Annotated in this window: 21 protein-coding genes; 9 read left to right on the top strand and 12 right to left on the bottom strand. The window is 62.0% G+C overall.

Annotated features, from left to right (window positions below; translation table 11 throughout):
- Positions 1-42 precede the first annotated feature (42 nt).
- The 4 genes from OIL77_08190 to tgt form a co-directional block, all read right to left on the bottom strand.
- Entirely contained in the window at positions 43-351 is a 309-nt protein-coding gene (locus OIL77_08190) for a type II toxin-antitoxin system YafQ family toxin (GenBank protein ID HJI45379.1), read from the bottom strand.
- Positions 352-353: 2 nt separating this feature from the next.
- A complete protein-coding gene (locus tag OIL77_08185; protein ID HJI45378.1) occupies positions 354-653 on the bottom strand; it encodes a type II toxin-antitoxin system RelB/DinJ family antitoxin in 300 nt (99 codons plus the stop codon).
- A gap of 113 nt (positions 654-766) precedes the next feature.
- Positions 767-1525: a TIGR00730 family Rossman fold protein gene (locus tag OIL77_08180; GenBank protein ID HJI45377.1), complete on the bottom strand. Its 759-nt coding sequence runs from the start codon at positions 1523-1525 to the stop codon at positions 767-769.
- A 199-nt stretch (positions 1526-1724) separates the two neighbouring features.
- The gene (tgt, locus tag OIL77_08175; GenBank protein ID HJI45376.1) at positions 1725-2864 is read right to left on the bottom strand and encodes a tRNA guanosine(34) transglycosylase Tgt; all 1140 of its coding nucleotides are present in this window, start codon (positions 2862-2864) and stop codon (positions 1725-1727) included.
- 328 nt (positions 2865-3192) lie between these two features.
- On the opposite strand from tgt, the gene OIL77_08170 reads away from it, so the two are divergent.
- Complete coding sequence (locus tag OIL77_08170) at positions 3193-4314, top strand: IS110 family transposase (protein ID HJI45375.1); 1122 nt, start codon at positions 3193-3195, stop codon at positions 4312-4314.
- Between the two features lie 425 nt (positions 4315-4739).
- Here the strand turns inward: OIL77_08170 and OIL77_08165 are convergent, their stop codons facing one another.
- Positions 4740-5540 (bottom strand): SDR family oxidoreductase, encoded by an 801-nt coding sequence (locus OIL77_08165; protein HJI45374.1) that lies wholly within the window; start codon positions 5538-5540, stop codon positions 4740-4742.
- Between the two features lie 294 nt (positions 5541-5834).
- Here OIL77_08165 and OIL77_08160 point away from each other — a divergent pair, with 294 nt between their 5' ends.
- Positions 5835-7598, top strand: coding sequence for a hypothetical protein (locus tag OIL77_08160; GenBank protein ID HJI45373.1), 1764 nt, complete (start codon positions 5835-5837; stop codon positions 7596-7598).
- 271 nt (positions 7599-7869) lie between these two features.
- Here OIL77_08160 and queA read toward each other — a convergent pair whose 3' ends face one another.
- The 3 genes from queA to OIL77_08145 all read right to left on the bottom strand — a co-directional run bounded on the left by queA (position 7870) and on the right by OIL77_08145 (position 10304).
- The gene (queA, locus tag OIL77_08155; protein HJI45372.1) at positions 7870-9081 is read right to left on the bottom strand and encodes a tRNA preQ1(34) S-adenosylmethionine ribosyltransferase-isomerase QueA; all 1212 of its coding nucleotides are present in this window, start codon (positions 9079-9081) and stop codon (positions 7870-7872) included.
- Positions 9082-9151: 70 nt separating this feature from the next.
- Positions 9152-9727 (bottom strand): epoxyqueuosine reductase QueH, encoded by a 576-nt coding sequence (locus OIL77_08150; protein ID HJI45371.1) that lies wholly within the window; start codon positions 9725-9727, stop codon positions 9152-9154.
- Positions 9728-9737: 10 nt separating this feature from the next.
- Complete coding sequence (locus OIL77_08145; GenBank protein HJI45370.1) at positions 9738-10304, bottom strand: DUF3267 domain-containing protein; 567 nt, start codon at positions 10302-10304, stop codon at positions 9738-9740.
- Between the two features lie 132 nt (positions 10305-10436).
- Here OIL77_08145 and OIL77_08140 point away from each other — a divergent pair, with 132 nt between their 5' ends.
- Both OIL77_08140 and OIL77_08135 read left to right on the top strand, forming a co-directional pair.
- On the top strand, positions 10437-12587 hold the full coding sequence (locus tag OIL77_08140; GenBank protein ID HJI45369.1) for a class I tRNA ligase family protein: 2151 nt from the start codon (positions 10437-10439) through the stop codon (positions 12585-12587).
- Positions 12588-12623: 36 nt separating this feature from the next.
- Positions 12624-13727 carry an RsmB/NOP family class I SAM-dependent RNA methyltransferase gene (locus OIL77_08135; protein ID HJI45368.1) on the top strand — a complete coding sequence of 368 codons (1104 nt, stop codon included), beginning with the start codon at positions 12624-12626 and terminating at the stop codon, positions 13725-13727.
- Positions 13728-13751: 24 nt separating this feature from the next.
- Here OIL77_08135 and OIL77_08130 read toward each other — a convergent pair whose 3' ends face one another.
- Positions 13752-13922 (bottom strand): hypothetical protein, encoded by a 171-nt coding sequence (locus tag OIL77_08130; GenBank protein HJI45367.1) that lies wholly within the window; start codon positions 13920-13922, stop codon positions 13752-13754.
- A 191-nt stretch (positions 13923-14113) separates the two neighbouring features.
- Between OIL77_08130 and OIL77_08125 the strand changes: the two genes are divergently transcribed.
- Complete coding sequence (locus OIL77_08125) at positions 14114-15205, top strand: hypothetical protein (protein ID HJI45366.1); 1092 nt, start codon at positions 14114-14116, stop codon at positions 15203-15205.
- 81 nt (positions 15206-15286) lie between these two features.
- Here OIL77_08125 and OIL77_08120 read toward each other — a convergent pair whose 3' ends face one another.
- On the bottom strand, positions 15287-16177 hold the full coding sequence (locus tag OIL77_08120) for a DegV family protein (GenBank protein ID HJI45365.1): 891 nt from the start codon (positions 16175-16177) through the stop codon (positions 15287-15289).
- Between the two features lie 320 nt (positions 16178-16497).
- Between OIL77_08120 and OIL77_08115 the strand changes: the two genes are divergently transcribed.
- From OIL77_08115 to OIL77_08105, 3 genes are all read left to right on the top strand, one after another.
- The gene (locus OIL77_08115; protein HJI45364.1) at positions 16498-18414 is read left to right on the top strand and encodes a fructose-1,6-bisphosphatase; all 1917 of its coding nucleotides are present in this window, start codon (positions 16498-16500) and stop codon (positions 18412-18414) included.
- A 78-nt stretch (positions 18415-18492) separates the two neighbouring features.
- Positions 18493-18888 carry a GtrA family protein gene (locus OIL77_08110; protein ID HJI45363.1) on the top strand — a complete coding sequence of 132 codons (396 nt, stop codon included), beginning with the start codon at positions 18493-18495 and terminating at the stop codon, positions 18886-18888.
- A 218-nt stretch (positions 18889-19106) separates the two neighbouring features.
- Positions 19107-19514 carry a GtrA family protein gene (locus OIL77_08105; GenBank protein HJI45362.1) on the top strand — a complete coding sequence of 136 codons (408 nt, stop codon included), beginning with the start codon at positions 19107-19109 and terminating at the stop codon, positions 19512-19514.
- Positions 19515-19673: 159 nt separating this feature from the next.
- On the opposite strand, the gene OIL77_08100 is transcribed toward OIL77_08105, so the two are convergent.
- Together OIL77_08100 and OIL77_08095 are read right to left on the bottom strand one after the other, a co-directional pair.
- Positions 19674-20567: a DUF4430 domain-containing protein gene (locus OIL77_08100; GenBank protein ID HJI45361.1), complete on the bottom strand. Its 894-nt coding sequence runs from the start codon at positions 20565-20567 to the stop codon at positions 19674-19676.
- A gap of 9 nt (positions 20568-20576) precedes the next feature.
- Positions 20577-24035, bottom strand: coding sequence for a DUF4430 domain-containing protein (locus tag OIL77_08095; GenBank protein HJI45360.1), 3459 nt, complete (start codon positions 24033-24035; stop codon positions 20577-20579).
- A gap of 473 nt (positions 24036-24508) precedes the next feature.
- Here OIL77_08095 and OIL77_08090 point away from each other — a divergent pair, with 473 nt between their 5' ends.
- Positions 24509-25618: an IS110 family transposase gene (locus tag OIL77_08090; protein ID HJI45359.1), complete on the top strand. Its 1110-nt coding sequence runs from the start codon at positions 24509-24511 to the stop codon at positions 25616-25618.
- Positions 25619-25892 lie beyond the last annotated feature (274 nt).

Here is a 25892-nt window from a genome sequence, read left to right as displayed (position 1 = left end):
CGCCAATCAATCCCTATTCCACCGCAAGTTAAAAGCGAGTGGCTAGCTCAGTGGGCCCTGGAACAGTTCCTCATGCGAGCCCATTCTGACCAGTCGGATCACAGGATTAGTCTTATGGGGAAGATAAAGAACGACCACATCGACCAAGCCATCGGATAGGTGGAAATCAATGTGGCCGTTGTAGTTTCCGCCCGGGTTTGAGAGCTCGTGGGCGCCGTACTCCGCTGGAAGCGACCCATGGGCCACAAGCTCTGCAACCGCCGCTTTAAACTCGCTCTTTAGCTGCGGATGGATGCGCATCGTCCGTTTGTAATCCACCTTAAACTGAGCCTCGACTTTAATCTCAAACATCGCTAGTCCTCATCGAGGAACGATATAAGCTCACCAGCGTTATTGAATGACGGGCTGTCGTCCGGCAAAATCCCCAACTCATGAGCCTCGGCGATCACCATGGCGCGTCTCGTCGCCTCGTTGGGCACCTCCGCCCTTCCTACAATCTCAAAAGGAATCTTTCGCTGATTTACCAGCTGCCGAACGGCAAGATTGAGATAGGAATTGAGGCTGAGGCCGACCGAATCCAAGAACTCAGTCGCCTGCTCCTTGAGCCCCTCTTCGATTCGAACCGTCGTAGGCTTAACTGTTGCTGTAGACATTTGCGACCTCCTCGCTCTCGTCTTTTACACCAGTATACCCAATATAAATGGCAATCTGATGTTAAATAACATCAGATTGCCATGCATATTCATGTCGCGTGGGCACGATTGATCTACATCAGCCCGCTCAGGGCGATGTCGACGGCCTCGTTGAGGTCGTCGGTAATGTGTACCAGATCCGGATCGAGCGGGCTGATCATGCCGGCGCCCATCACCGGACCGTTAAGCCAATCGAATAGGCCCTGCCAGTACTCGCTGCCCACCAGCACGAGCGGCATGCGCTTGACCTTGTGCGTCTGCACCAGCGTGAGCACCTCGAACATCTCGTCGAGCGTGCCAAAACCACCGGGAAACACGATGGCGCCCGAGCTGTATTTGACGAACATGGTCTTGCGCACAAAGAAGTAGCGGAAGTCCATACCGAGGTTCACGTATTTGTTGAGCCCATGCTCGTGCGGAAGCTCGATACCCAGGCCGACTGACTTGCCGTTGACGCTCGCCGCTCCCTTGTTGGCCGCTTCCATGATGCCGGGGCCGCCACCGGTGATGACCGCCACGCCACGTTGCGCGATCTTGCGCCCGACGGCACGCGCCGCCTTGTAGAGCGGATCGGTCTTGGGCGTACGGGCACTACCGAAGATGGTCACCGCAGGCCCTAACTCGGCAAGTGCGCCAAAGCCATCGACAAACTCGGCCTGGATGCGCAGTACGCGCCAAGGATCGGCATGCAGCCAGTCGGTCGACTCCTCGGGCGCCAGCAGGTTGGCGTAGGTGTTGTCCTTAGGAATCATGGGGCCGCGCATGACCACGGGACCACGGCGGTACGTCTCGTCGTAGGCAAGCTCGCCCTCGACATTCTCGTTCTTAATCATGGGTACTCCTATCGAGAAAAAGAAAAACGGGCGGGGTCGACGCCATGCGCCAAACACCCGCCCGAACATCAACTATTCGGTATGGTACCCACGATGCATCAAGTGCTTGCAAGCTATCGGTCAGCGGTCGTGCAGGCGGCGTTAGCGAATACGACGCTCAGCGCCGGCCGCATACGCCCCGCAAGCTCGCCTGCAGCTCTTAGTAATCCACCGCCGCAGGGCTGTTCATCCAATCGCTCACAAACGCGCCGTAACGGCCCTCGATAATGGCCTGGCGGGCACGCTGCATAAGGTTGAGCAGGTAGTAGATGTTGTGCATTGACAGCAGAATGCCGCCGAGCATCTCCTTCTGCGTGACCATGTGGCGGATGAGCGCGCGGCTGTAGCCACCCGTGCACACCGGACAGGTGCAGGTGGGATCGATGGGACCGTCGTCGTGCGCAAAGCGCGCGTTGCGGAAGTTGAGGCGACCCTCGCTGGAGAATGCCGTGCCCATGCGGCCGGTGCGCGTCGGCAGCACGCAGTCGAACATGTCGATGCCCACACCCACACCGCGCACGAGGGTGGTGGGGTTGCCGACGCCCATCAGGTAGCGCGGCTTGTGCTTGGGCATGTACTCGCTTACGAGCGGTGCCAGGGTCTCGAACATGGTCTCGTGGTCCTCGCCCACCGAGTAGCCGCCGATGCCGTAACCGGGGAAGTCGCCGCACTCCTCCAGATGGCGCAGCGAGCGCAAGCGCAGGTCCAGGTGCATGCCGCCCTGAACGATGCCAAAGAGTGCCTGGTCGTCGCGGGTATGCGCCTTATAGCAGCGCTCGGCCCACATGCTCGACAGCTCAACGGCGCGCTCAACGTAGGCGCGCGTGGCGGGATAGCCCGGGCACTGGTCCAGCTGCATGCAGATGTCGGAGCCGAGCTTCATGGCGATCTCCATGTTGTCCTCGGGTGTCCAGAACACGTGGCGGCCGTCGTAATCGTTGACGATAAAGCGCACGCCCTCGTCAGTGAGCTTGACGGCATCGTTGTGACTGAAGACCTGGAAACCGCCCGAGTCGGTGAGGATAGGGCCGTGCCAGTTCATAAACTTGTGCAGGCCGCCCAGCTCGGCGATGGTGTCCTCGCCGGGACGCATGGACAGGTGATAGGTATTGGCAAGCACGATCTGGGCGCCGAGCTGTTTGACGGTCTCGGTAGGAATGCCCTTGACGTTTGCCTTGGTGCCCACGGGCATGAAGATCGGTGTCTCGATGTCGCCGTGCGGGGTGTGCAGCACGCCGGCACGCGCATGCGTCGTCGGGTCCTCGGCGATCAGGTCGAATTTAAAAAGGCTCTGGTCCATAAACTGGAACTCCTTGGTTGCGGTTCATACGCAAACCATTATACGGGCAACCCGCAAGAAGCACCGACTCGACAGAAACTGGCGCAAAGGAAACCTGCCCACTTGCACCAATGCACCAGGATAAAAATGATCCGTTTTCCTCCGTCCCCAACGGATCATTTCCGACAGCCACAGCAACGCCGATGCTATGGCACCGACAGACACTATGACCCAATCCAAGGGCACTGAAAAGATAGGAGCCCCCGCTCGTGACCGCGGGTCGGGGCTGCGACAATGATGTTGAAGTGCCATAGGCGCAGCCGCGCCGCAACGAGGTTGGGAGGCTCCCATGCCAAAGTATTCTACCGCGTTCGGGATGGACGTCCACCTGAGGTCGACCACCGTCTGCGCCCTCGACGCGGACACCGGCGAGGCCGTGACGAGGAGGTTCCCCGGCAACCCCTGGGGCGAGATCGCCGGGTGGATGGATGGGTTCCCCGGGCCGTCGCTCGCGGCCTACGAGAGCGGCTACCTCGGCTTCGCCCCGCAAAGGGAGCTCGCCGGGCTCGGCGTCGAGTGCGTCGTCGCCGCGGTCTCGAAGATCCCCAGGTCGGCCGCCGACTCGGCCTCCAAGAACGACAGGAACGACGCCGCCAGGATGGCCAAGGCGATACTCGCCCACGACATCTCCCCCGTATGGGTCCCCTCCCCCGAGGTCGAAGGCATCAGGGACCTCGCCGGCGCCTACGACGGGGCGACCGCGCGCCTGGCGACCGCCAAGCAGCGGCTGCTCGCCTTCCTCGCAAGGCGGGGGTTCGTCTACGGCGGCACCACGCCCGCCGGCAACCCGAGGAAGTACTGGACCTACGACTTCCTGAGGTGGCTCGACAAGGTCAGGCCGGAGGACGATGGCGGGGCTCGGACGCTCGCCGCCCTGAGGAACGAGGTCGAGGCCGCGGCGGAGGCCCGGGCGGACCTGCTCTCCGAGTACAGGGCGGCCGTGGATGCCAGCCCGATCGCCGCGGAGGTGGCCGCCCTCCAGTCGATCAAGGGCTGCGCCTTCGCGCTGGCCGCGGCCTTCTCGGCCGAGGTCGGCGACTTCGCGAGGTTCCGCTCCGGAAGGCAGGTCACGGCCTATTTCGGCCTCGCGCCGAGCCAGAGGTCGAGCGGCGACTCCGTCCGGCTCGGAGGCATCAGCGGTGCGGGCAACGCGCTCGTGAGGAAGCTGGCCGTTGAGGGTTCATGGTGCTACGCCGCGGCACGGCACCAGCCGAAGCTCATGCCGAGGGACACGGGCGTGCCCCTCGAGATAAGGGTGCACGGGAGGAAGGGGTCCGAGCGGCTCCTGCGGCGGCGCGAGGAGATGCTCGCCCGCGGCATGCCCGCGGCGAAGGCCAACGCGGCCACCGCGGCCGAGCTCGTGAGGTGGCTCTGGGCCCTCGGGATGATGTGCCGGGAGGGCGCGGAATAGACATAGCCCCCGTCCCGGCGAGCCGGGCGGCCTTCGGGGATACCCCCTATTTCGCTGTGCGCGCGGAGCCCTCCGCATGCGCCTCGACAGACTTGGGGAACCCCGCCGAAGGAATGGAGTGCGGGCCGACAGAACGGTATCCGCGGATATGAGACTGAGCCGAAGGCGTCGATGACATGCCGGGGGCGGACCGGGACGGGTTAACGGCAGGCCCCGCCGACCGATTGCAAGCGGTCGGCGGGGCCATTGTGGCTCTTGACAGCGGATTGGGTCATATGAGCGAAAACCCGCCAGAGCGAGCAAGGTGCCTTGAAACAAGGCGGCATTGATCTTTTGATCATGCCGCCGAAGTTGAAAGGCAGATTGCCGCTCTGGCGGGTTTGCAGCGTCGGCCCGTTACGGCGTTTGGTAAAACGCCGTAACTCTTAGGGACGCTGGCCCATGCCACCCTCGAGGGTGACGGTCTCGCCGTTCATATACTTAAAGTCGGGACCGCAGAGCTGAACGACAACGCGGCCGATTTCCTTCTCGACGTCGCCGTAGTGGCCAGCCGGCGGCATGTGGACGTTGGCCTTGAACGCCTCGGGATAGGCATCCTGGAAGTTCTCGAGCGCAGCGGTCCAAGCAAGCGGGCAAACGATATTGACGTTGATGCCGTCCTTGCCCCACTCGTTGGCAGCGACGCGGGTCAGACCGCGGATGCCCTCCTTGGCAGCGGCGTAGCTGCACTGGCCATAGTTGCCAAACAGGCCGGCGCCCGAAGCAAAGTTGACCACGGAGCCCTTGGTCTCCTTCAGGTGCGGGTAGGCCTTCTGCATGTACAGGTAGGTGGCATACAGACCGGAGTAAATGGCGAGGTTGAACTGGTCCATGGTGTGATCGGCGATCGTCACGCCCGAAGCGCTGGCCTGAGCATTGTTGACGACGGCGTCGATGCGACCGAACTCCTCAATCGCCTTGTCGATAACGTTCTGCACGACGGCCTCGTTGTCCTGACCAGCCGAGACATCGGCCTGAACAGGCAGAACCTTGACGCCGTACTCGGCCTCGAGGGATTCCTTGGCAGCCTCGAGCTTGGCAACGTTGCGGCCGGTAATGACGAGGTTTGCGCCCTCCTTGGCAAAAGCGATATCGATACCGTAGCCGATGGAGCCAGCGGAGCCGTCCTTGAGCGTGGCCTTGCCGCCGCCGGTGACGATCACGGTCTTACCAGTGAAAAGTCCCATATAAAGTCCTTTCAAATCGCGACGGGCGCACCCGCCGACTGCGCGCATCCAAATAAACGCGACAAAAGCTGGAATGCAACTTTAACGGGTTCAAGTGAAAAGAAAAGGCCTCGGCAGGCGAACGGCATAACGTCTTTCGGCGAAGGGATTGTCAAGTACAAACTGGATAAAGTGGCCGAGTTTTTGCTATCGACGCGAGCCATCGAACACGTTTTGAAACTTTGCTGCAGCGCGCGGGATGTCGACGCGAGACTTTATCATAGGGTGACGAACAACGATGAGGAGCACATGCCTATGACAGACGAGCTGGACCCCCAGACTCAACAGCATATTGATGATTCCGCAGACGTCACCGCAGATGCTGACGCTGTGACCTGCGATGATATTGGCCTCGACGACCCCATCTTGGACGAAAGCGCTACGGCGGGAACCCCTGGCGCCGAAGATGCAGGCGAGCAAAACGACGATGCGCCCGCTCAGGACGACGACCCCGTACAGGATGCCGCTCCGCAAGCTGCGGGCCCTATCGAGGTGTCTTCGGAAGAAGAGCTCGACGCCGTCATGGACTCCATGATGGATGCCGTCAAAGCGATGAAAGACGCCGTGGCCGACGCTGACGTTGACGCCGAGGAAGAGGAGGCCGCCGAGGCGGCCTCGAGCTTTGTACCCGGCGAGACTCCGGTTGCCGACCAGGGCAGCACCATGCCCTCGTTTCTGCAGCTCGAGCACCCCACGATTGGCACCGATGCGGTCGACCCGCACGCAGCAGGCTTTTCTGTGATCGAGGGCGGTACCGGCAATATCGCCGTGCCGCAGGCTGCCGATGCGGACGCTGCCGACACCGCTCGCCCGACCGCCCCGCACTCCCCCGCCGCGAGCCGCGATCTGGGGACCGCCGTCTCGAACACCGCGAACGCCGTGGGCACCTTTATCGCCCAGGGCGCCTCAGCCATGCGCGAGATGAACGCCGCGAAAAAGGCACTTGCCGATGCCCGTGCCCACCTGGCCGAACTTGAGCAGCGCATTGCTGACCAGACCGAGGAACTCGAGACGCGCCAGGATATCGCAGGCCGCTACGACCAGATTGTCGCCGACCAGCGCCAGGCGATTGCCACGGCCCAAAAGACTGCAGCGGCCGCCGAGATTGACCGTGATGCCCACGCCTCCAAAGCGACAGAGCTCAAGGGTCAGCTCGAACAAATGAAGACAGAGGATGACGCGACTGAGCTCCGTCTGAAGGCCGCGCTCGATGCCGTGGAGGCCCGCGAGGCGAGCTCGCGCGAGACCGGCAACCGCCTCGTTCGACGTCTTGAGGATTCCAAGCGCATCCGCGACAAGGTGAAGGCAGAGCGAGACGCCGGCATTGCCGCCGCACAACAAACCGTCGACGCCACGCGCGCCCAGCTCGAGACGCTGCGTCATGAGTATGCCGAGCTGCAACGCAATCCCTCGGCAAATCCCGCCAACTATACGGTGCGCACCAGCGAGCTCTCGATGCAAATTTCCGACACGGCAGATGCCCTGCGTAAAGCCGAAGAAGATGTCCCGCGCATCACCGCCGACCTTGAGCATTCACTTGCCGCAGCCGAGCAGGCCGTCGAGCAGGCTCAAGCCCCTATCGCCGACGCAAAACGCGCGCACCAAGCCGTGACGACCGAAGCCGATGCCGCGCGCGACGAGCTGCAGACGGCTAAGACTGCCGCCGCGACTCGTCAGCGCGAACTGCGCGAGAAGATCGCTGCCGAGGACAAGGCACGCCGCGACCAGGAGCAGACCATCGCCAACGCCCAAGCAGATGCCGCACATGCGCAGTCGATCATCGAACAGGCGACCGAAGTACACGACCACCCAGAGATCACTGAGTCGCTTGCAGGATCCTTGGCCCGAGACAAAGCCGAACACGCCGAGACCGAGCGAGAAGTCGCCCAGCTCGAGGCCACCGAGGACGCGGTGCGCGAGCGTACCCGCGACTCACGCATCAAATTCACCGGCGCCATCGTCTGCATCGTCGCCGCAATCCTGGTGATCATCGCAATCTGGCTGTTCGCAAGCAAGTAGTCGTTTAAGAACGTCCCCAATGACTACAAAGGGGTCAGGTTAACATGCACCAACCTGGTGCAAAGTAACCTGACCCCTTTGCACCAATCTCTTGACAACCAAAGAAATGCCGATGTTATGGCAGAGTCAGCGAGCGGGCCGCATTTGAGACAAGGTGACGTGAAACGAAAGGGCGCTGACCTTCTGGTCGCGCCCTTGAAGTTGAACGTCAGATTGTCCAAATGCGGCCCGCGCAGCGTCGAGTAGTTACGCGGTTCGTAGAACCGCGTAACTAACAAATGAGCATCGCGTCACCAAAGCTGAAGAAGCGGTAGCGCTCCTCGATGGCGGCGGCGTAGGCATCCATGATCTGGTCGCGGGTGGCAAGCGCGCTCACGAGCATCATGAGCGTGGAGCGCGGCACGTGGAAGTTCGTGATCAGCGCATCGACCACGTGATAGGTCGAGCCGGGCATGAGGTAAAGCTGCGTCGTGGCGTTCTCGCGCACCACGATGTCGCCGCGGCCAAGCGTATCGGCCCCGTCCTCGCGGCCTTCAAAATAGCGCGCCGTCACGGCCGGATCGGACACCGGCGCGTCCGCGTCAAACGCGCTCTCGAGCGAGCGCACCGCGGTAGTGCCGACGGCGATCACACGATGGCCCTCGGCCTTGGCCTTATGCACGGCGTCGACAACCTCCTGCGACACGTGGTAGCGCTCGGTGTGCATGACGTGCTGCGTAGGGTCGTCCTCCTCCACCAAGCGGAAGGTATCGATGCCCACCTCGAGCTCGACGGCGGCAAACTTGGCACCCTTGGCCTCGATAGCGGCCATGAGCTCGGGAGTAAAGTGCAGACCAGCCGTAGGAGCGGCAGCCGAGTGCTCCTCCTTCATGGCGTAGACGGTCTGGTACTTCTCGGGATCGCCCTCATAATCGGTAATGTAGGGCGGTAGCGGCACGTGGCCGGCAGCGTGGATGGCCTCGTCGAGCGTGCGCGGATCGCCCGCGGCATTGCAACCGGCCGGCTCAAAACGCACCAGACGGCCACCGCGGCTATCGGCGACAAAGTCGATGACCTCGGCCGTCAGCACCACGGGAGCCCCCTCGGGCGCATGAGCGCCGCCCGCACGATACTCAATCTGAGCACCGGGCTTCAGGCGCTTGCCCGGCTTGACCAGGCACTCCCAAACGTGACCCAGCGGGTCAACATCCTCGCGGCGCTTGAGCAGCAGCGTCTCGACCACGCCGCCCGAGCCTGCCTTGCGGCCAATTAGGCGGGCCGGCATCACGCGCGTCTGGTTGATGACGAGCACGTCGCCCGGCTCGATATAGTCGATGACGTCGCGGAAGATGCGGTGCTCAACGGTACCGCCGTGCTCCAGCGGCGTCCCCGCCTCGGAACCTTTGCGATCAACCACCAGCAGGCGGCAGGAGTCACGCGGCTCGGCAGGCGCCTGAGCGATGAGCTCTTCGGGCAGGTTATAGTCAAAATCATCGGTACGCATAGACACGTCGGATACTCCTTATATAGCTAAAGTCCGCCCTACATCCTAGCAGGCTGCCAGCCCAAAAGAACTACTTTTTGGACGCTTTGCGCTCGTCGCGGATGCGGGCGCGGTCCATGGCCGCCTCGACAGCCGAGAAGCGGCAACCACAGTAGTTCTGCCGATACATGCCAAGCTCGCGCGAACGGCGTGTCGCCTCGGGGTAATACGGGCGAAAATCGCGAATCACCGGGGTGAGCCCATGTGCCGCCGCCAAGCGCTCAAGCACGTCATTGCAGGTATCGAACAGCTGGTACGGCGAGACGGCGAGCGTCGTGCCCACAAACTCAAACCCGCGCTCCTGGGCCACGCGGCATGCCTCGGCCAAGCGCAGGGCATAGCACGCGCGACAGCGACGAGGCCGATCGGCGCCCAGCGGTGCCACGCCGGTCTCCCAGCGCTCACGGTCCTCCCCTGCCTCGATGAGCTCGATGTCGCCATCGGCACACCACCGGCGCAGCTCGTCCAAGCGGCGCTGCCATTCATCGCGCGGTTGAATATTGGGGTTGGTCCAGCAAATCGTGGGCTCAAACCCCTCCTCGCGCAGCAGGCGAACCGGCTCAAGCGAGCATGGTGCACAGCACGCATGCAGCAACAACGGCTTCATCGACATCTCCTCACCCAAAAAAGCGCACGCCAAAGGACGTATCCTCGCAGGCGACAATGCGGCGGTCGCGCAAAATGGTCCGCACGTAATACCAGTCGCCTACACAGCCCGACAAATGCAAGCCGGCAGCCAGATAGCACAGCAGCGGATAGCCCGAAAACGCAAACCCCAGGGCAAGCGTTGTCGTCACAACAACCGTCGGCGCCAGGCAAACCGCCATGTAGCGCCGGTGCGAATACACAACGCCTTCGGCGCAGGCATAGATCATCGCCTTCTCGCGATTCGCCCCAAAGGTCACCTTCGCGCCCGCAGGCGCCAGCAGCTTAAAAAACACACCGTGCACCAGCTCGTGCACGGCAAATGAAGCCGCCGAAACCGCAGTCAAGCCGACTATCCAGCCCACAACAGCCATCCAGCCGCCCGCGTCAGCCGCATCCAAGTCTGCAGGCCCGCCCAGCAGCATAAACACCGGCACCAGGCACACGGCAAACACCACAAGCACGGCCATCCCCCACACGAAGCAAGCGTGCAGAAAATCCTCGTCCTCAAACGCATGTATGTTGGAAATCTCATTCATAGCATCTTAGGATAGCGCCCCTGCCACGTACCCGTCCGCATGTGCGATAATGTCGAACGATATGCACGAATTGACCACCGCGTCGCCGAGCCCCACGCCCGGCTGCGCTCCCACCATATGCGAAGGAGTCCCATGGCATCCAAATACTCCATGAACGACCGTCCCAGCTGGCCTCGCCGCGCCATCGTTACCGCCGGCGAGCCCTATGGCAACAAGGGCCTTCACTTTGGCCACGTTGGCGGCGTCTTTGTCCCGGCCGACTTCTTCGCCCGCTTCCTGCGCGACCGCCTGGGCCGCGAGAACGTCATCTTCACCTCGGGCACCGACTGCTACGGCTCGCCCATCATGGAGAGCTACCGCAAGCTCAAGGAGAACGAAGGCTACGACAAGTCCATCGGCGAGTATGTCGAGTCCAATCACTCCCGCCAGGCCGCGACCCTCAACAACTACAACATCAGCTGCGACATCTACGGCGGCTCGGGCCTTGAGCCGGCTGCGCAGATTCACAACGAGGTGACCGCCGAGATTATCAAGCGCCTGCACGAGCGGGGCACCATCTCCAAGCGCTCCACGCTGCAGTTCTACGATGCCAAGGCCGGCACGTTCCTCAACGGCCGTCAGGTGATCGGCCGCTGCCCCATCCAGGGCTGCAAGTCCGAGAAGGCCTATGCCGACGAGTGCGACCTGGGCCACCAGTTTGAGCCCGAGGAGCTCATCGCGCCCAAAAGCCAGCTCACCGGCGAGGTGCCCGAGCTGCGCCCGGTCGACAACCTCTACTTCGACCTGCCGGCCTACCTCGACTTTATGAAGACCTATACCGCCAAGCTCGCCCAGAACCCGCAGGTTCGCTCCGTAGTCTCCAAGACCATGGAGGAGTGGCTGCTGCCGGCTCAGCTCTACATCCAGAACAAGTTCCGCGAGGCCTTCGATGCCGTCGAGGACCAGCTCCCCGAGCACACCGTGCTGGAGCCCGAGGGCAACAAAAGCAGCTTTACCGTCACCTTCCCCAGCTGGAAGGAGCGCGACGACGCCCACGCGGTGCTCGCCAACGGTGGCGTGCGCTTCCGCAGCGGCAAGGCACTCGTGCCCTTCCGCATCACCGGCAACATCGACTGGGGCGTTCCGGTGCCCGAGGTCGATGGCGTCTCGGACGTCACCTGCTGGTGCTGGCCCGAGAGCCTGTGGGCGCCCATCAGCTATACGCGTACCGTGCTCGCGCGCGATGCCAAGGCCGCCGGCGTGACCGAGGGCGTCGCCGCCCAGGACGCCGCCCTCATGGGCGAGCCCGCTGCCGACTCCACGCAGGTGCCCGCGCCCACCTACCAGCACAGCTCGCTCGACTGGCGCGACTGGTGGTGCTCGGACGACGCACAGATCTACCAGTTTATCGGTCAGGACAACATCTACTTCTACTGCATCGCGCAGACCGCCATGTGGGAGGCCCTGGGCTGGGACCTCACGCAGAGCACCGTCAGCGCCTGCTACCACCTGCTCTACATGGGCAAAAAGGCCAGCTCGTCCTCGCAGACGCCTCCCCCGCCGGCAGACGACCTGCTCAACCACTACACCTGCGAGCAGATGCGCGCGCACTGGCTGTCGCTCGGCCTGTCCGAGAAGCCAGTGAGCTTTAGCCCCAAGGCATACGACACGCGTGTGACTGGCAAGGACAAGGACGGCAACGAGGTGCGCGCCTGCGACGACAAGCGCGTCATCGATCCGGCCCTTAAGGAGAGCGCCCTTTTGACCGGCGTGTTCAACCGTCTGGCCCGCAGCTGCTTCTACGGCGTCGCCGTCAAGGAGGGCGACGAGAGCCCCTATCGCAACGGCTGTATCCCCGCCGGCGCGGCTTCTGCCGCCGTGGTCGAGGCCGCCGAGCAGGCTGCCCTCGCCTTTGAGCAGGCCATGTACAAGTTCGAGACGCACCGCGCACTCGCTGTGTGCGACGACTACCTGCGCGCCGCCAACAAGCGCTGGAGCGACGCCTCCAAGGCCGCCAACAAGCTCGAGGGCGAGCCAGCCAACGCCGCGATGACGCAGGCCCTGGTCGACGCCTTTACCGAGCTGCGCGTGGCGACCGTGCTCATGCACGGTATTGTGCCGGCCGGCTGCGAGCTCATCTGCGAGTACTTTGACGTCGACCCGGTCGCGTTCTTTAGCTGGGATAACATCTTTGCCTCCACGGACGAGTTTGTGGAGAGCCTGGGCGAGAAGCCCGGCGAGCACCGCGTGAAGCCGCTGCCCCCGCGCTTCGACTTCTTTAGCAAGCACGAGAGCCAGTACTAAACACTCGACATGTAATGGAATGGGAAGGAAAGACGGATGTCCAAGCCGCGTCGTCGTAAGCAGAAAAAGCAGGTCAAGGCCGAGCTCAAGCTCAGGCAGTTTGCTGCTACCGAGCTTTCCGACCAGCTTGCCGCCCAACACTCCGCCGCCGACCTGCCGCGCTTTATGGTCGACACGGTCGCCGGCGCCTATGCGCCCGCCGATGCCGAGCTCATGATCGAGGGCTTCGGCGCCGCGGCCACACGCCCGGTCACGCTGCGCGCAAACACGCTCAAGGCAACCGCCGAGGACATCGCTGCGGCGCTCGATGCCGCCGGCATCGCTCACAACCCCGTCACCTGGTACCCAGACGCCTTCATCCTGCCCGAAGCACAGGTTTCCGACCTATGGGACCTCGACATCTACCGCGACGGCAAGATCTACTTGCAAAGTCTGTCGTCTATGATGCCGCCGTTGGTCCTGGGCGCCCAGGCAGGCGAGGACATCCTGGACATGTGCGCAGCCCCTGGCGGCAAGACGACGCAGATCGCCGCCCTCACGCAGGGGCAGGCGCACCTTACCGCCTGCGAGATGAGCATTCCCCGCGCCGAGAAGCTCGAAGCCAACCTCCACCGCCAAGGCGCAAAAAACGTGCCCGTCATGCGCACCGACGCACGCGAGCTCGACGAGTTCTTCCGCTTTGACCGCATCCTGCTCGACGCTCCCTGCACCGGCACGGGCACCGTTATCAGCGGCAACGAGAAAAGCCTGCGCGGCCTGACCGAGCAGTTGCTGAGCAAGTGTGCCCGCTCGCAGCGTGCGCTTCTGGACCGCGCCATGGGAGCCCTCAAACCGGGCGGCACGCTCGTCTATTCGACTTGTTCGATCTTGCCGCAGGAAAACGAGGACGCCCTGCAAAAGGCCCTCGACAAGCATATGGACTGCGAGCTCATCCCCCTCGACGGCACGCCAAGCGAAAGTGAGGCACGCCGCGCCCAGGAAGCTGGCGAGGAGCCGCGCATCGAGTCCAACGCCCTGACCGAGGCCATTGCCGCGGGTCAGGTATCGGCCATCGCCAACGGCCTGCCCGGCACGCTCACCATTCCGCCTAGCCGCGACTTTGAGGGCTTCTACATTGCCCTGATCCGAAAACGCAGCTAGCGCACGGATCCAAAACTCAACAAGCTATCTCCGTGCGCGTTTGCTCTGCTGGTCGCGATGCTGTTTAAGCGTCGCGCGCTCCTTGCGTTCGGCCCTTTTGCCCTTAATGGCCGTGACCACAAAGTAGATGACCGCGGCGGCAACGATTGCGCCCACGCACAGGCCAATCGAGCTAAACATTGCTGTCAATTCCATACCGCGTCACCTCTCTTTTAAACGGGACATTCAAGATAGCACCTCAATACCCGCCACCACAGCTCCTTCACGTTCGCCGGCCCTTCGGTCTAACGGATGGCGCGGCGGGGAAAAATCAACTCGTCAAACGATTTAGCATTCGCAATTCCGGCTGCATCGCGCCGGCCGTCATCACATAGAATCGAGCTTCCATGGATACCCTCAACGATCTAAATGAGCGCGTCGACGCCTTCGTCGGCACCAGCTCCTTCGACACGCCTGCCGCGGCAAACGACCAAGCCCCCATCGATGTGCCCGCCGAGGTTCACGAGGACATCGTCGCCTCGGTCGATTTCTCCGAGGTCGAGCTCGCAGACGAGTTCACCGAACCCCAGGTAGCCGTGACCCCCAACGGACTGCTTCCCATGGAGCCGCTGCCCATCGACGGGCGCCTGCGCAAGGCGGCCCTTCGCATGCCTGACGAGATTGAGGAGGCCAGCGGCTTCACGCTCTTCGGCCGTCGTATCAAATCGCTCATCTACACCACCGACGTCGCGGTCATCCGCAACTCCAACGCCGATGCCGTCTTTGCCGTTTACCCCTTCACGCCGCAGCCCGCCATTACGCAGGCGCTGCTGACCGTCGCCGAGTGCCCGGTCTTCGTAGGCGTGGGCGGTGGCACCACCACCGGCAAGCGCTCCGTTCAGATGGCAGCCGTCTCCGAGATGCAGGGCGCGGCGGGCTGTGTGGTCAACTCCCCCGCCACCGCCGAGATGGTCGAGCACATCACCAACATCGCCGACATCCCCGTCATCGCTACGGTCGTTCGCTGCGACGACGATGCCCACGCCAAGGTGCGCGCTGGAGCCAAGATTCTCAACATCGCCGCCGGCAAGAACACGCCCCAGGTCCTACGCGAGCTGCGCAAGCACTATCCCAACCTGCCGCTCATCGCGCCGGGCGGCAAGACGCCCGAGAGCATCCGTGAAACCATCGCCGCCGGCGCCAACGCCATCATCTGGACGCCGCCTTCGGCCCAGCAGCTGCAGACCGACATGATGCAGCGTTATCGCAAGATGAAGGAAGACGCCACACCTGTCATCTCGCACGACGATGTGCCCATTATCGACCAGGTCTCCGCCGCCGAGGTCAGCCAAGTCGAGAACATGAATCCCGACGTGCCGATTCCCGACGAAGTCATCGAGCGCGTCGCTTCGATCCACGAGCGCGTCGAGGAGCATCGCGCCAACCGCGGCCTCAAGCCGTCACTGCACGGCTTCTTCTTCCGCGGAAAGAAACGCTAACCCCAACAGCAAGGCCCGCCCCACAAACGTGAGGCGGGCCGTTTTCGTTTGAGCAATCATGCAGCGATGTGATGGGGCAAACTAATTCACGCGCTTGTCGCCCATAAAGAAGAGCGCCACCGTACCAGGTCCGGTATGCGAGCCAATCAGAGTACCGATGTTATTGATCTCAATCTTGCCTTTAAGCTGCGGAATCTGTTCCTCGATCAGCGCCGCAACTGCCTCGGCATCCTCGCGGCACGCCGAGTGCGACATGACGCACTTACCCGAATAATCCGCACCGTCCTGCACGTGTGCCATCATGGTCTTAGCCATCTCGGAAATCGCGCGCTTCTTAGTGCGAATCTTCTCACGTGGCGACAGCCCACCTTCGCAATCGACTGTCATAAGCGGGCAAATCTTAAGCGCCGTGCCGATGATCGCGCTCGCAGCCGAAATGCGACCGCCGCGCAGGTAGCTCGACAGATCGGTCGAGAAGAACCAGTGGTGCAGGTTGAGCTTGTGCTCCTCGATCCAGGCAGCCGTCTCGTCGAGTGAAGCCCCGCTATCGCGCACGTCGGCGGCACATTCCGCCAGCAGGCCAAAGCCCGAAGACGCCGCCAGCGAATCGATGACGCGCACCTTGCCGCCCTGGGGATAGCGATCCGCGAGCATCTGCGCCGCAACGCAAGCCGAGCCATACGTACCCGAAATACCCGACGACAACGTCAGGTGCAGCACGTCTTTACCCTCGGCAACAAGCGGCTCCCAAAACTCCTCGTACTCACCCACGCTCACCTGAGACGTCTTGGACATGGCGCCTGCGGCAATCTGGGCAAAAAACTCGTCCGGCGTAATCGACTGATACAGATCGTCCGTATAGACAACATCGTCGATCTCGTAATGAAAACACACGACAGGGATATTGCGCGATTCAAAGAACTCCCGAGTTCGATCGGCGGCGGATTCACAGGTCAGGACAAAATCACTCATATGAGGCTCCTTACTCATTGCTGCGCAAATTATCGCACAGTGAGCCTACATACGGTACATATGTCCACTATTTACCAAATCGAACCAAAAATAGCGAACATCTTTACCACCATCGTTTCCACCGACCCCACGCATAAATATCTGAGAAAACACCCTCTATCGTCTCCACCCAACCGCCATATCTACCTTCACTAAATCGATTTACCAAACCGTTCAGCCGACAATTCAGCCGCTGGCGCAAAATCGAAACAAAAGCGGCGCATACTGATAAACGTTTGACGCTGTTTATCAGTTTTACCAGCCCCATCGGAAGGTGTTTCATGGTCGCATTCGATCGCAACCCGCAAGACTTTAAGTATCTGCGCCTGCTGTCGAGACAATTTCCCACCGAACAATCCGCGTTTACCGAGATTATCAATCTCTCGGCCATCCTCAATCTGCCAAAGGGCACCGAGCATTTTATGAGCGACGTGCACGGCGAGTACGAAGCCTTTATGCACATCCTCAACAACTGCTCGGGCGTCGTGCGCGAGCATGTCGACGAGATCTTTGGCGACACGCTCTCCTTTGACGAGAAGGGCGAGCTGTGCACGCTCATCTACTATCCGCGCGAGAAGATCGACCTGGTCCGCAGCCGGCGCGAGGACTCGCCCACCTGGTACAAGACGATGCTTGACCAGCTCATCATGGTCGCGCGTTCGCTTTCAAGCCGCTACACGCGCTCCAAGGTGCGTAAGGCCATCCCGCGCGATTACGCCTATATCATCGACGAGTTGTTGCACACGCACCCGGACGAGAACAACTATCGCGTGCGCTATCACGAGCGCATCGTGGAGTCCATCCTGGAGACCGCAAGCGCCGACGATTTTATCGAGTCGCTCGCCTCGCTTATCAAGCGCCTGGCCGTCGACCACCTGCACCTGGTGGGCGACATCTTCGACCGCGGCGGCGGCGCGGCCAAGATTATGGACCGCCTGCTCACCTACCATTCACTCGACATCCAGTGGGGCAACCACGACCTGCTGTGGATGGGCGCTGCGGCCGGTGAACCTGCCTGCATCGCCACGGTGCTGCGCAACAACCTACGCTACGACAACTACGAGATCCTCGAGAACGACTACGGCATCTCGCTGCGTGAACTTGTCGCCTTTGCTGATGCCACCTACACCGCCGGTGAGTCCATCACCCCGCTGATCAAGGCCATCAACGTTCTGCTCTTTAAGCTCGAGGGTCAGATTATCCAGCGCCACCCCGAGTTCGATATGACCGACCGCCTGCTACTCGACAAGATCGACCACGACACCGGCACGGTCACGCTCGCCGACGGCAGCGTGTGGCCGCTCACGACCAACGACTTCCCCACCGTCGACCCGACGGACCCCTATACGCTCACGTCTCAGGAGCAGCACATCATCGACAAGCTCGTGTCCGAGTTTGTCACCGCCGATCACCTGCATCGCCATATCGATTTCCTCTATTCCCACGGCTCGATGTACAAGGTCGCCAACGGCAACCTGCTGTTCCACGGCTGCGTGCCGCTCAACGAAGACGGCACCTTTAGCAGCATGAACTGCCTGGGCACCTGGCACGCTGGCCGCGATTATCTTGATTTTTGCGACCACATCGCCCGCCGCGCCTGGCGCATGGGCGACCGCGACGCTCTCGACTGGATGTGGTACCTGTGGATTGGCTTTAACTCACCCGCCAGCGGACGCCTGGTGCGTACCTTTGAGCGCGCCTATATCGCCGATAAGAGCACCTGGGTCGAGCCGATGGACCCGTACTTTACACTTACCAAGTCGCCCTCGGTCTGCGACGACATCATGCGCGAGTTTGGCGTCGCGCCCATGGCATGTTCACCGACCGGTCACATCATCAACGGCCACACACCCGTTAAAACCACCAAGGGCGAGCAGCCTATCCGAGCCGAGGGGAAGCTGCTGGTCATCGATGGCGGCTTCTGCCGCGCCTACCATCCCAAGACGGGTATCGCCGGCTATACGCTCATCTCGAGCTCGCGCGGCTGCCGTCTCAAGTCGCACCGGGCCTTTACGACGGTTGCCGAGGCACTCACACGCAACGTGGACATCGAAAGCGAGACCAACCGTTTTGACCAAGCAGACCGTCGCCGCATGGTGAGCGACACCGATTCCGGAGCCAAGATCCGCAGCCAGATCCAAGACCTGCGCCAGCTGCTCGATGCATATAGAAACGGTGCTATCGAGGAGCGCGCCTAGCCCCACCCGCGGGGATTGGCTAAACTTGCTGAGTTTGTCATCCCCACGGCGTCCCGGCGCCACCCTAAGGCAGGTACCATGCAAAAGCTCCTTGCGCAGATCATGAAGTTTGGCGTCGTCGGCGTCATTGCCACGGTCATCGACTTTGGCATTATGAATCTGCTCCACTACGGTCTGGGCCTCAACATCCTAATCGCCAACACCAGCGGCTTTATCATCTCACTCATCTTTAACTACCTCGCCAGCATGAAGTACGTGTTTGCGCACAAGGAGGGCATGAGCCGCCGCCGCGAGTTCATTATCTTTGTCGTGCTGTCCGTGATCGGCCTGGCACTCAACGACGGTATCGTGTTGACACTCAACGCCGGCCTGGGACTCGAGGCCAATATCGCCAAGATCTGCGCCACCGCGCTTGTCATGGTCTACAACTTTGTGACCCGAAAGATCTTCCTGGAAGGTGACGAGACCAAGTAACTCGCAACCTTGCAGCTTTACGATGCCCACGGATGACGCACGTCGAGCGCTGTGTTGTTCGTGGGCTTTGCTCGTTTACGGGCAAATTTTCAACGTTTGCGGATTAGCTCTTGAAAATTTGGCGAGTTCGTATAGTTCTTGGCAAAGACCTTACGTTTCCCTTGCAAAAGCTCTAAAGTATCCTCTGCTCGATTCATCAACGCATTGGATGTGATTACGTGCGCAAGGCACTGGCACAACCTCATACCAAGCAGTTCCTCAAGTTCGCTGTCGTGGGTCTTATCTCCTTTGGCATCGACTGGGGTATGCTCATTGCGCTTGTCGAGCTGTTTCACCTCGACTTTTTGATGAGCACCACGGTCTCGTTTACCACGTCCGTCGTGGTCAACTACTGGCTTAGCATGAAGTTCGTGTTCGACCATCGCGAGGGAATGAGCCGCAAGCGCGAGTTCACGATCTTCACCATCCTGTCGGTGATCGGTCTGGGCCTCAACGACCTATACATGTTTGTGGGCGTCACGTTTTTGAGCATCGGCTACCAGGCCATGAAGGCCATCGCCACGTTCCTCGTCACCTGGTACAACTACTTCAGCCGTCGCTTCTTTCTCGAGGGCGCACGGTCGTAGTCGATTCGCTATTTGCTTGAATGTATAACCGGTTGGAATTCCCATTCCAACCGGTTTTTTGTTTGCCGAAAGACCCGGCGACCCAGTCCCATTCACTTGAAAAACGGGCGGCCCGGATGTTTGTCCGAACCGCCCGTCTGGCGCGCTATGTCGAGGCCTCTAGCCTGTAACGTAATACCAGACCACGTTGTCGCCGTTGGAGAGAACGTAGTTGCTGCAGGCCGTCATGGGCGTTGAGCCGTTGACGGAGTACATCCAGCCGCTCGTGCCGCCGTACTGTTTCTCGGCCAAACCACCAATCGCGGAGACATACGTGCCGTACGACGAGCCATGTGCGTTGACGGAAAGACCCAGCGCGCACAGGGCATCGTAGACGGTAGCGCCTTCGTTAAAGGTAAAGGTGCCACCAGAAGACACAGGATTGCCCACAGCGCTCGATGTGACCGAAACCGTCACTGTTATGTAGCTGGACTCCTGCGAGCCGCTCTGGCCGCCCGAGGAGGCGTTTCCACCATTAGAGGATGAGGCTCCATCAGACGACTGGCCACCGCCAGACGCATTGGAAGTATCACCGGCTCCCGTATTTTGGGCAGCGGATTTATCGCCAGACTTCTTGCCGTCCTGGTCCTCGGACTTCTTATTATCCGAGTTCTTGTCCGATTCCTTGTTTGAAGACTCGGAATCGTCCTTGGACTTGGACTCATCAGAATGCTTGGACTCATCTTTTGCGTCATTCGATGACTTGGAATCCTTGGAACTGGCCTCGCCCGAAGTCGTAGTCGAGCCAGACACCTTGGTGTCCTTGGTGACGACGCTCTCCCCCGTCACGGTCTGAATGATCCAGTCGATGGACCAGGCGCCGCTCTCGGAAGGATGAACGAAGCCCAGCGAGACGACAATCAGAATGGTGCACGCGGCAGTCAGAACGCCAAGGAGCGCCTTCCGTCGAGGGGCGGACGCCGCCGAAGCGGCGTCCTTTTGCTTTGCATCGTCAAGCTGGATAAACGAGGAATCTGGTTGCTTGGGGTCAGCGTCCTTGGATTTATTGGACACAGCCCTCACCTACCGACGTTTGGTGAACACGAACACACCGACGATGGCGAGACCGATGACGCCGGCGGCAACGCCAACGATGGCGAGTGGGTTGGTGCCAGTCTCCTGCTCGGAAGCACTAGAGGACTTCTTAGCAGTAGTCGTGGAAGCAGCACCCGTATCGGACTTGGAATCGGACTTCTTGTCGGACTTGCTGTCCTTCTTGTCAGACTTCTTCTCGTCCTTCTTATCGGACTTATCGGTGTCCTTCTTGTCGGACTTGTTGTCTTTGGTCTCGGTCTTGGTCGACACCGTCGTCTTGGTCACCGGCTTCTGACCCGGGGCGATAGCGCCGCCGGCCTGCTGGCCCTTAGAGCCGGAGCCGGAACCCGTGCCAGCGCCAGCGCCAGCGCCGGAACCGTTGCCAGTGCCACCGTTGCCACCATTAGTGCCAGAACCACCATTGCCGCCAGGGTTAACGGCATTCTTGGTCCACTTGGCATACAGTGTCATATCGGCCGTCACTGGCGTACTGAAGTCATACGCCTGCGTGCAAGTCTCATCGGTATACCAACCACCGAAAGTGTAGCCCTTGCACTGTGGCTGAGTCGAGGGCTCCGTCGCCGCCTTGCCTTCCTTCACGCGTTGAGAATCGGGCATCGCCGCATCCTTACCGTTGGCGTCGAACGTCACGGTATAGCGTTTGACCCTTTGGCCATTACCCTTGACAGCAAACAGCTTGCCCGAGTCATTGACATAGTAGAGTGAACCATCGGATCCGACCGAAATAGAAGCCATGCAGTACTGCTGGTCGCCCGCCACGGGCGTATAAAGCAGCTCGGCCTCGTCATCGCCAATACGGTAGCGATAGATGCCGCCCGGGTTGTTGTTGGACGTAAAGTAGACGTACGTCTCGCCATTCTGGACAGAAACGACCGGCTGCGACTTTACATCACCGCCGCCCGAAGCCCCCTGACGAATATAGCTACCGTCCGCCTTGCAAATGGAATAGTCCACGGAAAGCGTCTCGGCATCAATCACTGCAAGCTGACCGTAGTGATACGTGTACTTGTTCTGATAACCGCCCATAAAGGATTCGGTCGATGAGCCTCCGACCACAATCTTGCCGTTGGCCAGCACCGGCGTCGAGGTCGAGCTGTCACCAAACGTCACCTTGCCAAGCTCAGAAAGGGTTCCGTCCGTTCCAACCGAAAGCTTATGCAAAACGCCATCGGCGCTCACGACATAGGCAATCGATCCATCGACCAGCACCGTCGTGCGCACGCGCTCGGCAATCTTGAGCGACGCAACGGTCTTTCCAGTTTCGGGGTCGACCGTGCTCACCGTACCGGAATCATCTGCGATGACGCCATAATTGCCCGAGAACGCCAAGCCGGCCCAGTAATAGCCCTTGCTGTTCTCGTTCTTATGCTGCCACATAACCTTGCCATCGGAGATGCGCACGCAGAGCAGGTAGCCGTCGCTCGAGTCGGACCAGCTGGCCGATGCCGTCCCAAAGTAGGCAAAGCCGTCACGAACCGTAATGGACGCAAGAGACTGCTGAGCACCATCGGGGCCAGCAGGCAACTCATCGGTTACCCAAACCGTCGCCAGAGCATCAACCGTCAGCGCCTGCAGGCGACCGCTCGAAAGCGGCACGAGCATCACGCCGCCAGTGTATACCATACGCGAGGTCGAATCGATCTTTGCCGCCAAAGGCGATTCGGCAACGGTCTCACCCGTGTCGACATCTTTCTTGAGCAGCTTGGAACCAACGGCCACGTAGAGGTAGTCACCGACCAGCAACGGGTCGGAAATACCCTTGCTCCATTCGTTCGAGCCTTTGAGCTCGCTCACCCATTTTGCCTCAGCGTCTTTCGTGGGCACAGGAGCGTCGGTTACTTTGTCGGCGTTCGTATAACCAGGCCAATCGCTATCCCAGTTAGGACGTGAGGCACCCGGGTCAACAACAACACTGTCGACGCCGGGCACAGTATCGCCGGGAGCAAAAGCCCAAACGATTTTGTCGCCAGACTTGAACACATAATCGCTATCGAGCTGAGACCCAGGAACGCCGTTGACAAAGAACGACCATGCACCCGACAGCTCGATGCCATCAAGCGGAGATACGAGACTATAGACACCCCAATAGCCAAATTGGTCGTACATTTTTGACTTTATGCCAAGGGCATCGAAGTAAGCAGCAGAGGCATCCTTAATCGACGTGCCCTTAGCAAACACCTGGGTCGAAGGGCTCGTCCAACGCTGAGCTATCTCGGCCTTTTTGCCAATAATCTCCATCGTGACGGAAACCTGCTCGGGCGCGGGGTCGCCGTACTTCGAGTAGCACCAGACGACGGAGTCGCCGTCCTTGAGCGTGTAGCCGCCCGCGCCGGCCTCGGAGGCGCTGCCGTTGACGAACAGCTGCCAGTACGCGCCGGTCGCCGAGTCGTAGCCGAGCTTGCGGTCCTTATCGAAGGGCGACGTGATCGTGTTGAGCGCCCAGCCCCAGGTGCCGTTGGGGTCGTAGTCAGCCTTGAGGCCGGCCTGCTTGAAGAGCTGCTCGGAGAGGTCGGCCGCGGTCGAGCCCTCCTTCAGCGTGATCCGCTGGGCGGCGGCCCAGGTCTGCTGGGCGCCCTTGGCGTCGGTGCCGACGACGGAGCACGTGGCGGAGACCTGAGCGACGGGCGCGGGGTCGCCGTACTTCGAGTAGCACCAGACGACGGAGTCGCCGTCCTTGAGCGTGTAGCCGCCCGCGCCGGCCTCGGAGGCGCTGCCGTTGACGAACAGCTGCCAGTACGCGCCGGTCGCCGAGTCGTAGCCGAGCTTGCGGTCCTTATCGAAGGGCGACGTGATCGTGTTGAGCGCCCAGCCCCAGGTGCCGTTGGGGTCGTAGTCGGCCTTGAGGCCGGCCTGCTTGAAGAGCTGCTCGGAGAGGTCGGCCGCGGTCGAGCCCTCCTTCAGCGTGATCCGCTGGGCGGCGGCCCAGGTCTGCTGGGCGCCCTTGGCGTCGGTGCCGACGACGGAGCACGTGGCGGAGACATCCTGGCTCTCGGCCTTGGCAGGCTGAGCCTTGGCCTCTCCAGCGGCAGAGACAACGGCGGCGTCCTGCTTCGAGGTATCGGACGTCGATGCAGCCGACGCCTCATTGCCGGCAGCGCTATCGTCCTCAGTCTTGTCGGTAGGGCCCGAAGCTGTCGCGGCGGCATCTTGCTCGGCAGTGCCCCCATTCGCCACCTCGCCGCTCGCATTGAGGTCGGCAGCAGGGCTTGCCGCGGACTCACCAGAGCCGTTCTCGGCAGGCGGTGCCGTCTGAGCCACAGCCTCGGCAATGCCCTCGGCGCCCTCGGCCCACAGCTGAGCCGGCGTGGTGCCAAAGGCCATCGCGAAGGCCAGGAATGCCACCAGGCCGCGCTTGGCTACGCCGCGAGCAATCGCGCCACGGCGATGCAGCGAGGCGCGCTCGCGCTCGTCCTCAAACATATCCATTTGTCCCCCATTGTCTGTACTTGGAGCATTGCCCAGCGGCTGCCCCACGTCATCGCGCATGTTACGCTCGAGTTCCCCCATCGGGGTCCCCCTTCCCTCCAGAGCCCTATGCACACCGGCGGCATACGCCGCAGCCGCATGCAAGATGGGAGGCGATCCGACTTAACCTTAACGGCTCAGGCGCGTCGTCCGATCTGCGACGCGAACATCCCGAGCCAAGAGGAATTACGGTTACTGGTACAGCCGGGGACTTGCACCCCGATTCTCCCAAACGCGCAGGAAAACCGCGCGTTCGTGCGTCTCCGCACCACCATCTAGGCCATCGATTATTACCGTCAAGACGATATGAGAAAGCCATTTGGGTCGCCTCCCCCGCGGCGCAGCTTCTTTCCGCGGGCTCGGGATGCCACAATGGGCTTTGAGTATCGGCCCGTGCGGTAGCCCTTACCGCACCTGCGGGGAGGAGGCTTCCCATGCCCCATGTTACCTCCATCGGCCTGGACGTCCACGCGCGATCGGTCGCCGCCGCGGCGTTCAACCCCTTCACCGGCGAGGTGGTGCACCGTGACTTCGGGACGGACGCCGCCGAGATCGCGGAGTGGGCCCTCGGGTTCGAGGAGCCCAGGGCCTGCTACGAGAGCGGCCCCACCGGCTTCCACATGGCGCGCGAGCTGCGCGCGCTCGGCCTCGACTGCGCCGTGGCCGCCGTCTCCAAGATGCAGAGGCCGGCGGCGGACGCGCGCCGCAAGAACGACCGGCGCGACGCCGAGTTCATCGCCCGCATGCTCGCCACCCACAACATCGTGGAGGTCCCGCTGCCCGATACGGCCGTCGAGGCCGCCCGGGACCTCGACCGCGCCCTCGACGACGCCACGGTGGAGTACCGCCGCGCCAGGCAGCGCCTCAACATGTTCCTGATCAGGCTGGGCCACGTCTGGGACGAGCGCAACGCCGACGGGACGAGGAAGGGATCCTGGACGCGCGCCCACTGGAGGTGGATATCCGGGATCAGGCTCGAGGGGCCCCAGCGCGACGTGCTCGAGTACTACGTCACGGCCGCGAGGTGCGCGGAGTCGGACCGCCGGCAGCTCGAGAAGAAGGTGCTCGCCCTCGCCCGGACCGACCGGTGGCGCCCGGCCGTCGAGGCGCTCTCCTGCATCAAGGGAATCGACACCCTGACGGCCTTCAGGCTCGCAGCCGAGGCGGGTTCCTTCACGAGGTTCCGGACGGCCCCGGCCTTCGCGAGCTGGTGCGGGCTGGTCCCGTCGGAGCGCTCGAGCGGCGAGACCGAGCGGCGCGGCGGGATAACCAAGACGGGCAACCGGCTCGCCAGGACGGCACTGGTGGAGTCGGCGTGGCACTACCTGACGTGCACGCCCCGCCCGAAGGCCCCGGCGCCCGGCGCGGACGTCCCCGCGGCGATCCGGGCGCGCGCCGACGACTGCACCGCCAGGCTCTGCCGCCGCCGCGAGGCGCTGGCGGCGGCGGGCAAGAGCTCGTGCAAGGCAAACGCCGCCGTCGCGCGCGAGCTCGCCTGCTGGGTCTGGGAGATCGGGCGCCGGGCGGAGGGGACCCTCGGCTGACCCCGTCGGACAACAGGCCTCCCGCCGGGAGGGCCCGCGCCTCGACGCATCGCCGGCGCGCGTTCACGAACCCTTTTTGGGCAGCCCAAGGGCCGCGCCCGTGAACAAGACTGGTTTCGGACGAGCGCGCCGGACGGAGAATCGAAATGCGGTGGGGTGCGCGGACATACCGGGCTGACCGCCGGCAGCGCGCCCGCAAGAGCCCGCGGATATTAGCTTGCCAGGCAAGCGTCGACTAAACGTGCAGCGTGCGCGGGCCCTCCCGACGGGAAAC

It is taken from the genome of Coriobacteriaceae bacterium (assembly GCA_025993015.1).
In the GTDB taxonomy this organism is placed as follows: Bacteria; Actinomycetota; Coriobacteriia; order Coriobacteriales; family Coriobacteriaceae; genus Collinsella.
This window is presented reverse-complemented; position numbering and strand designations above follow the sequence as displayed.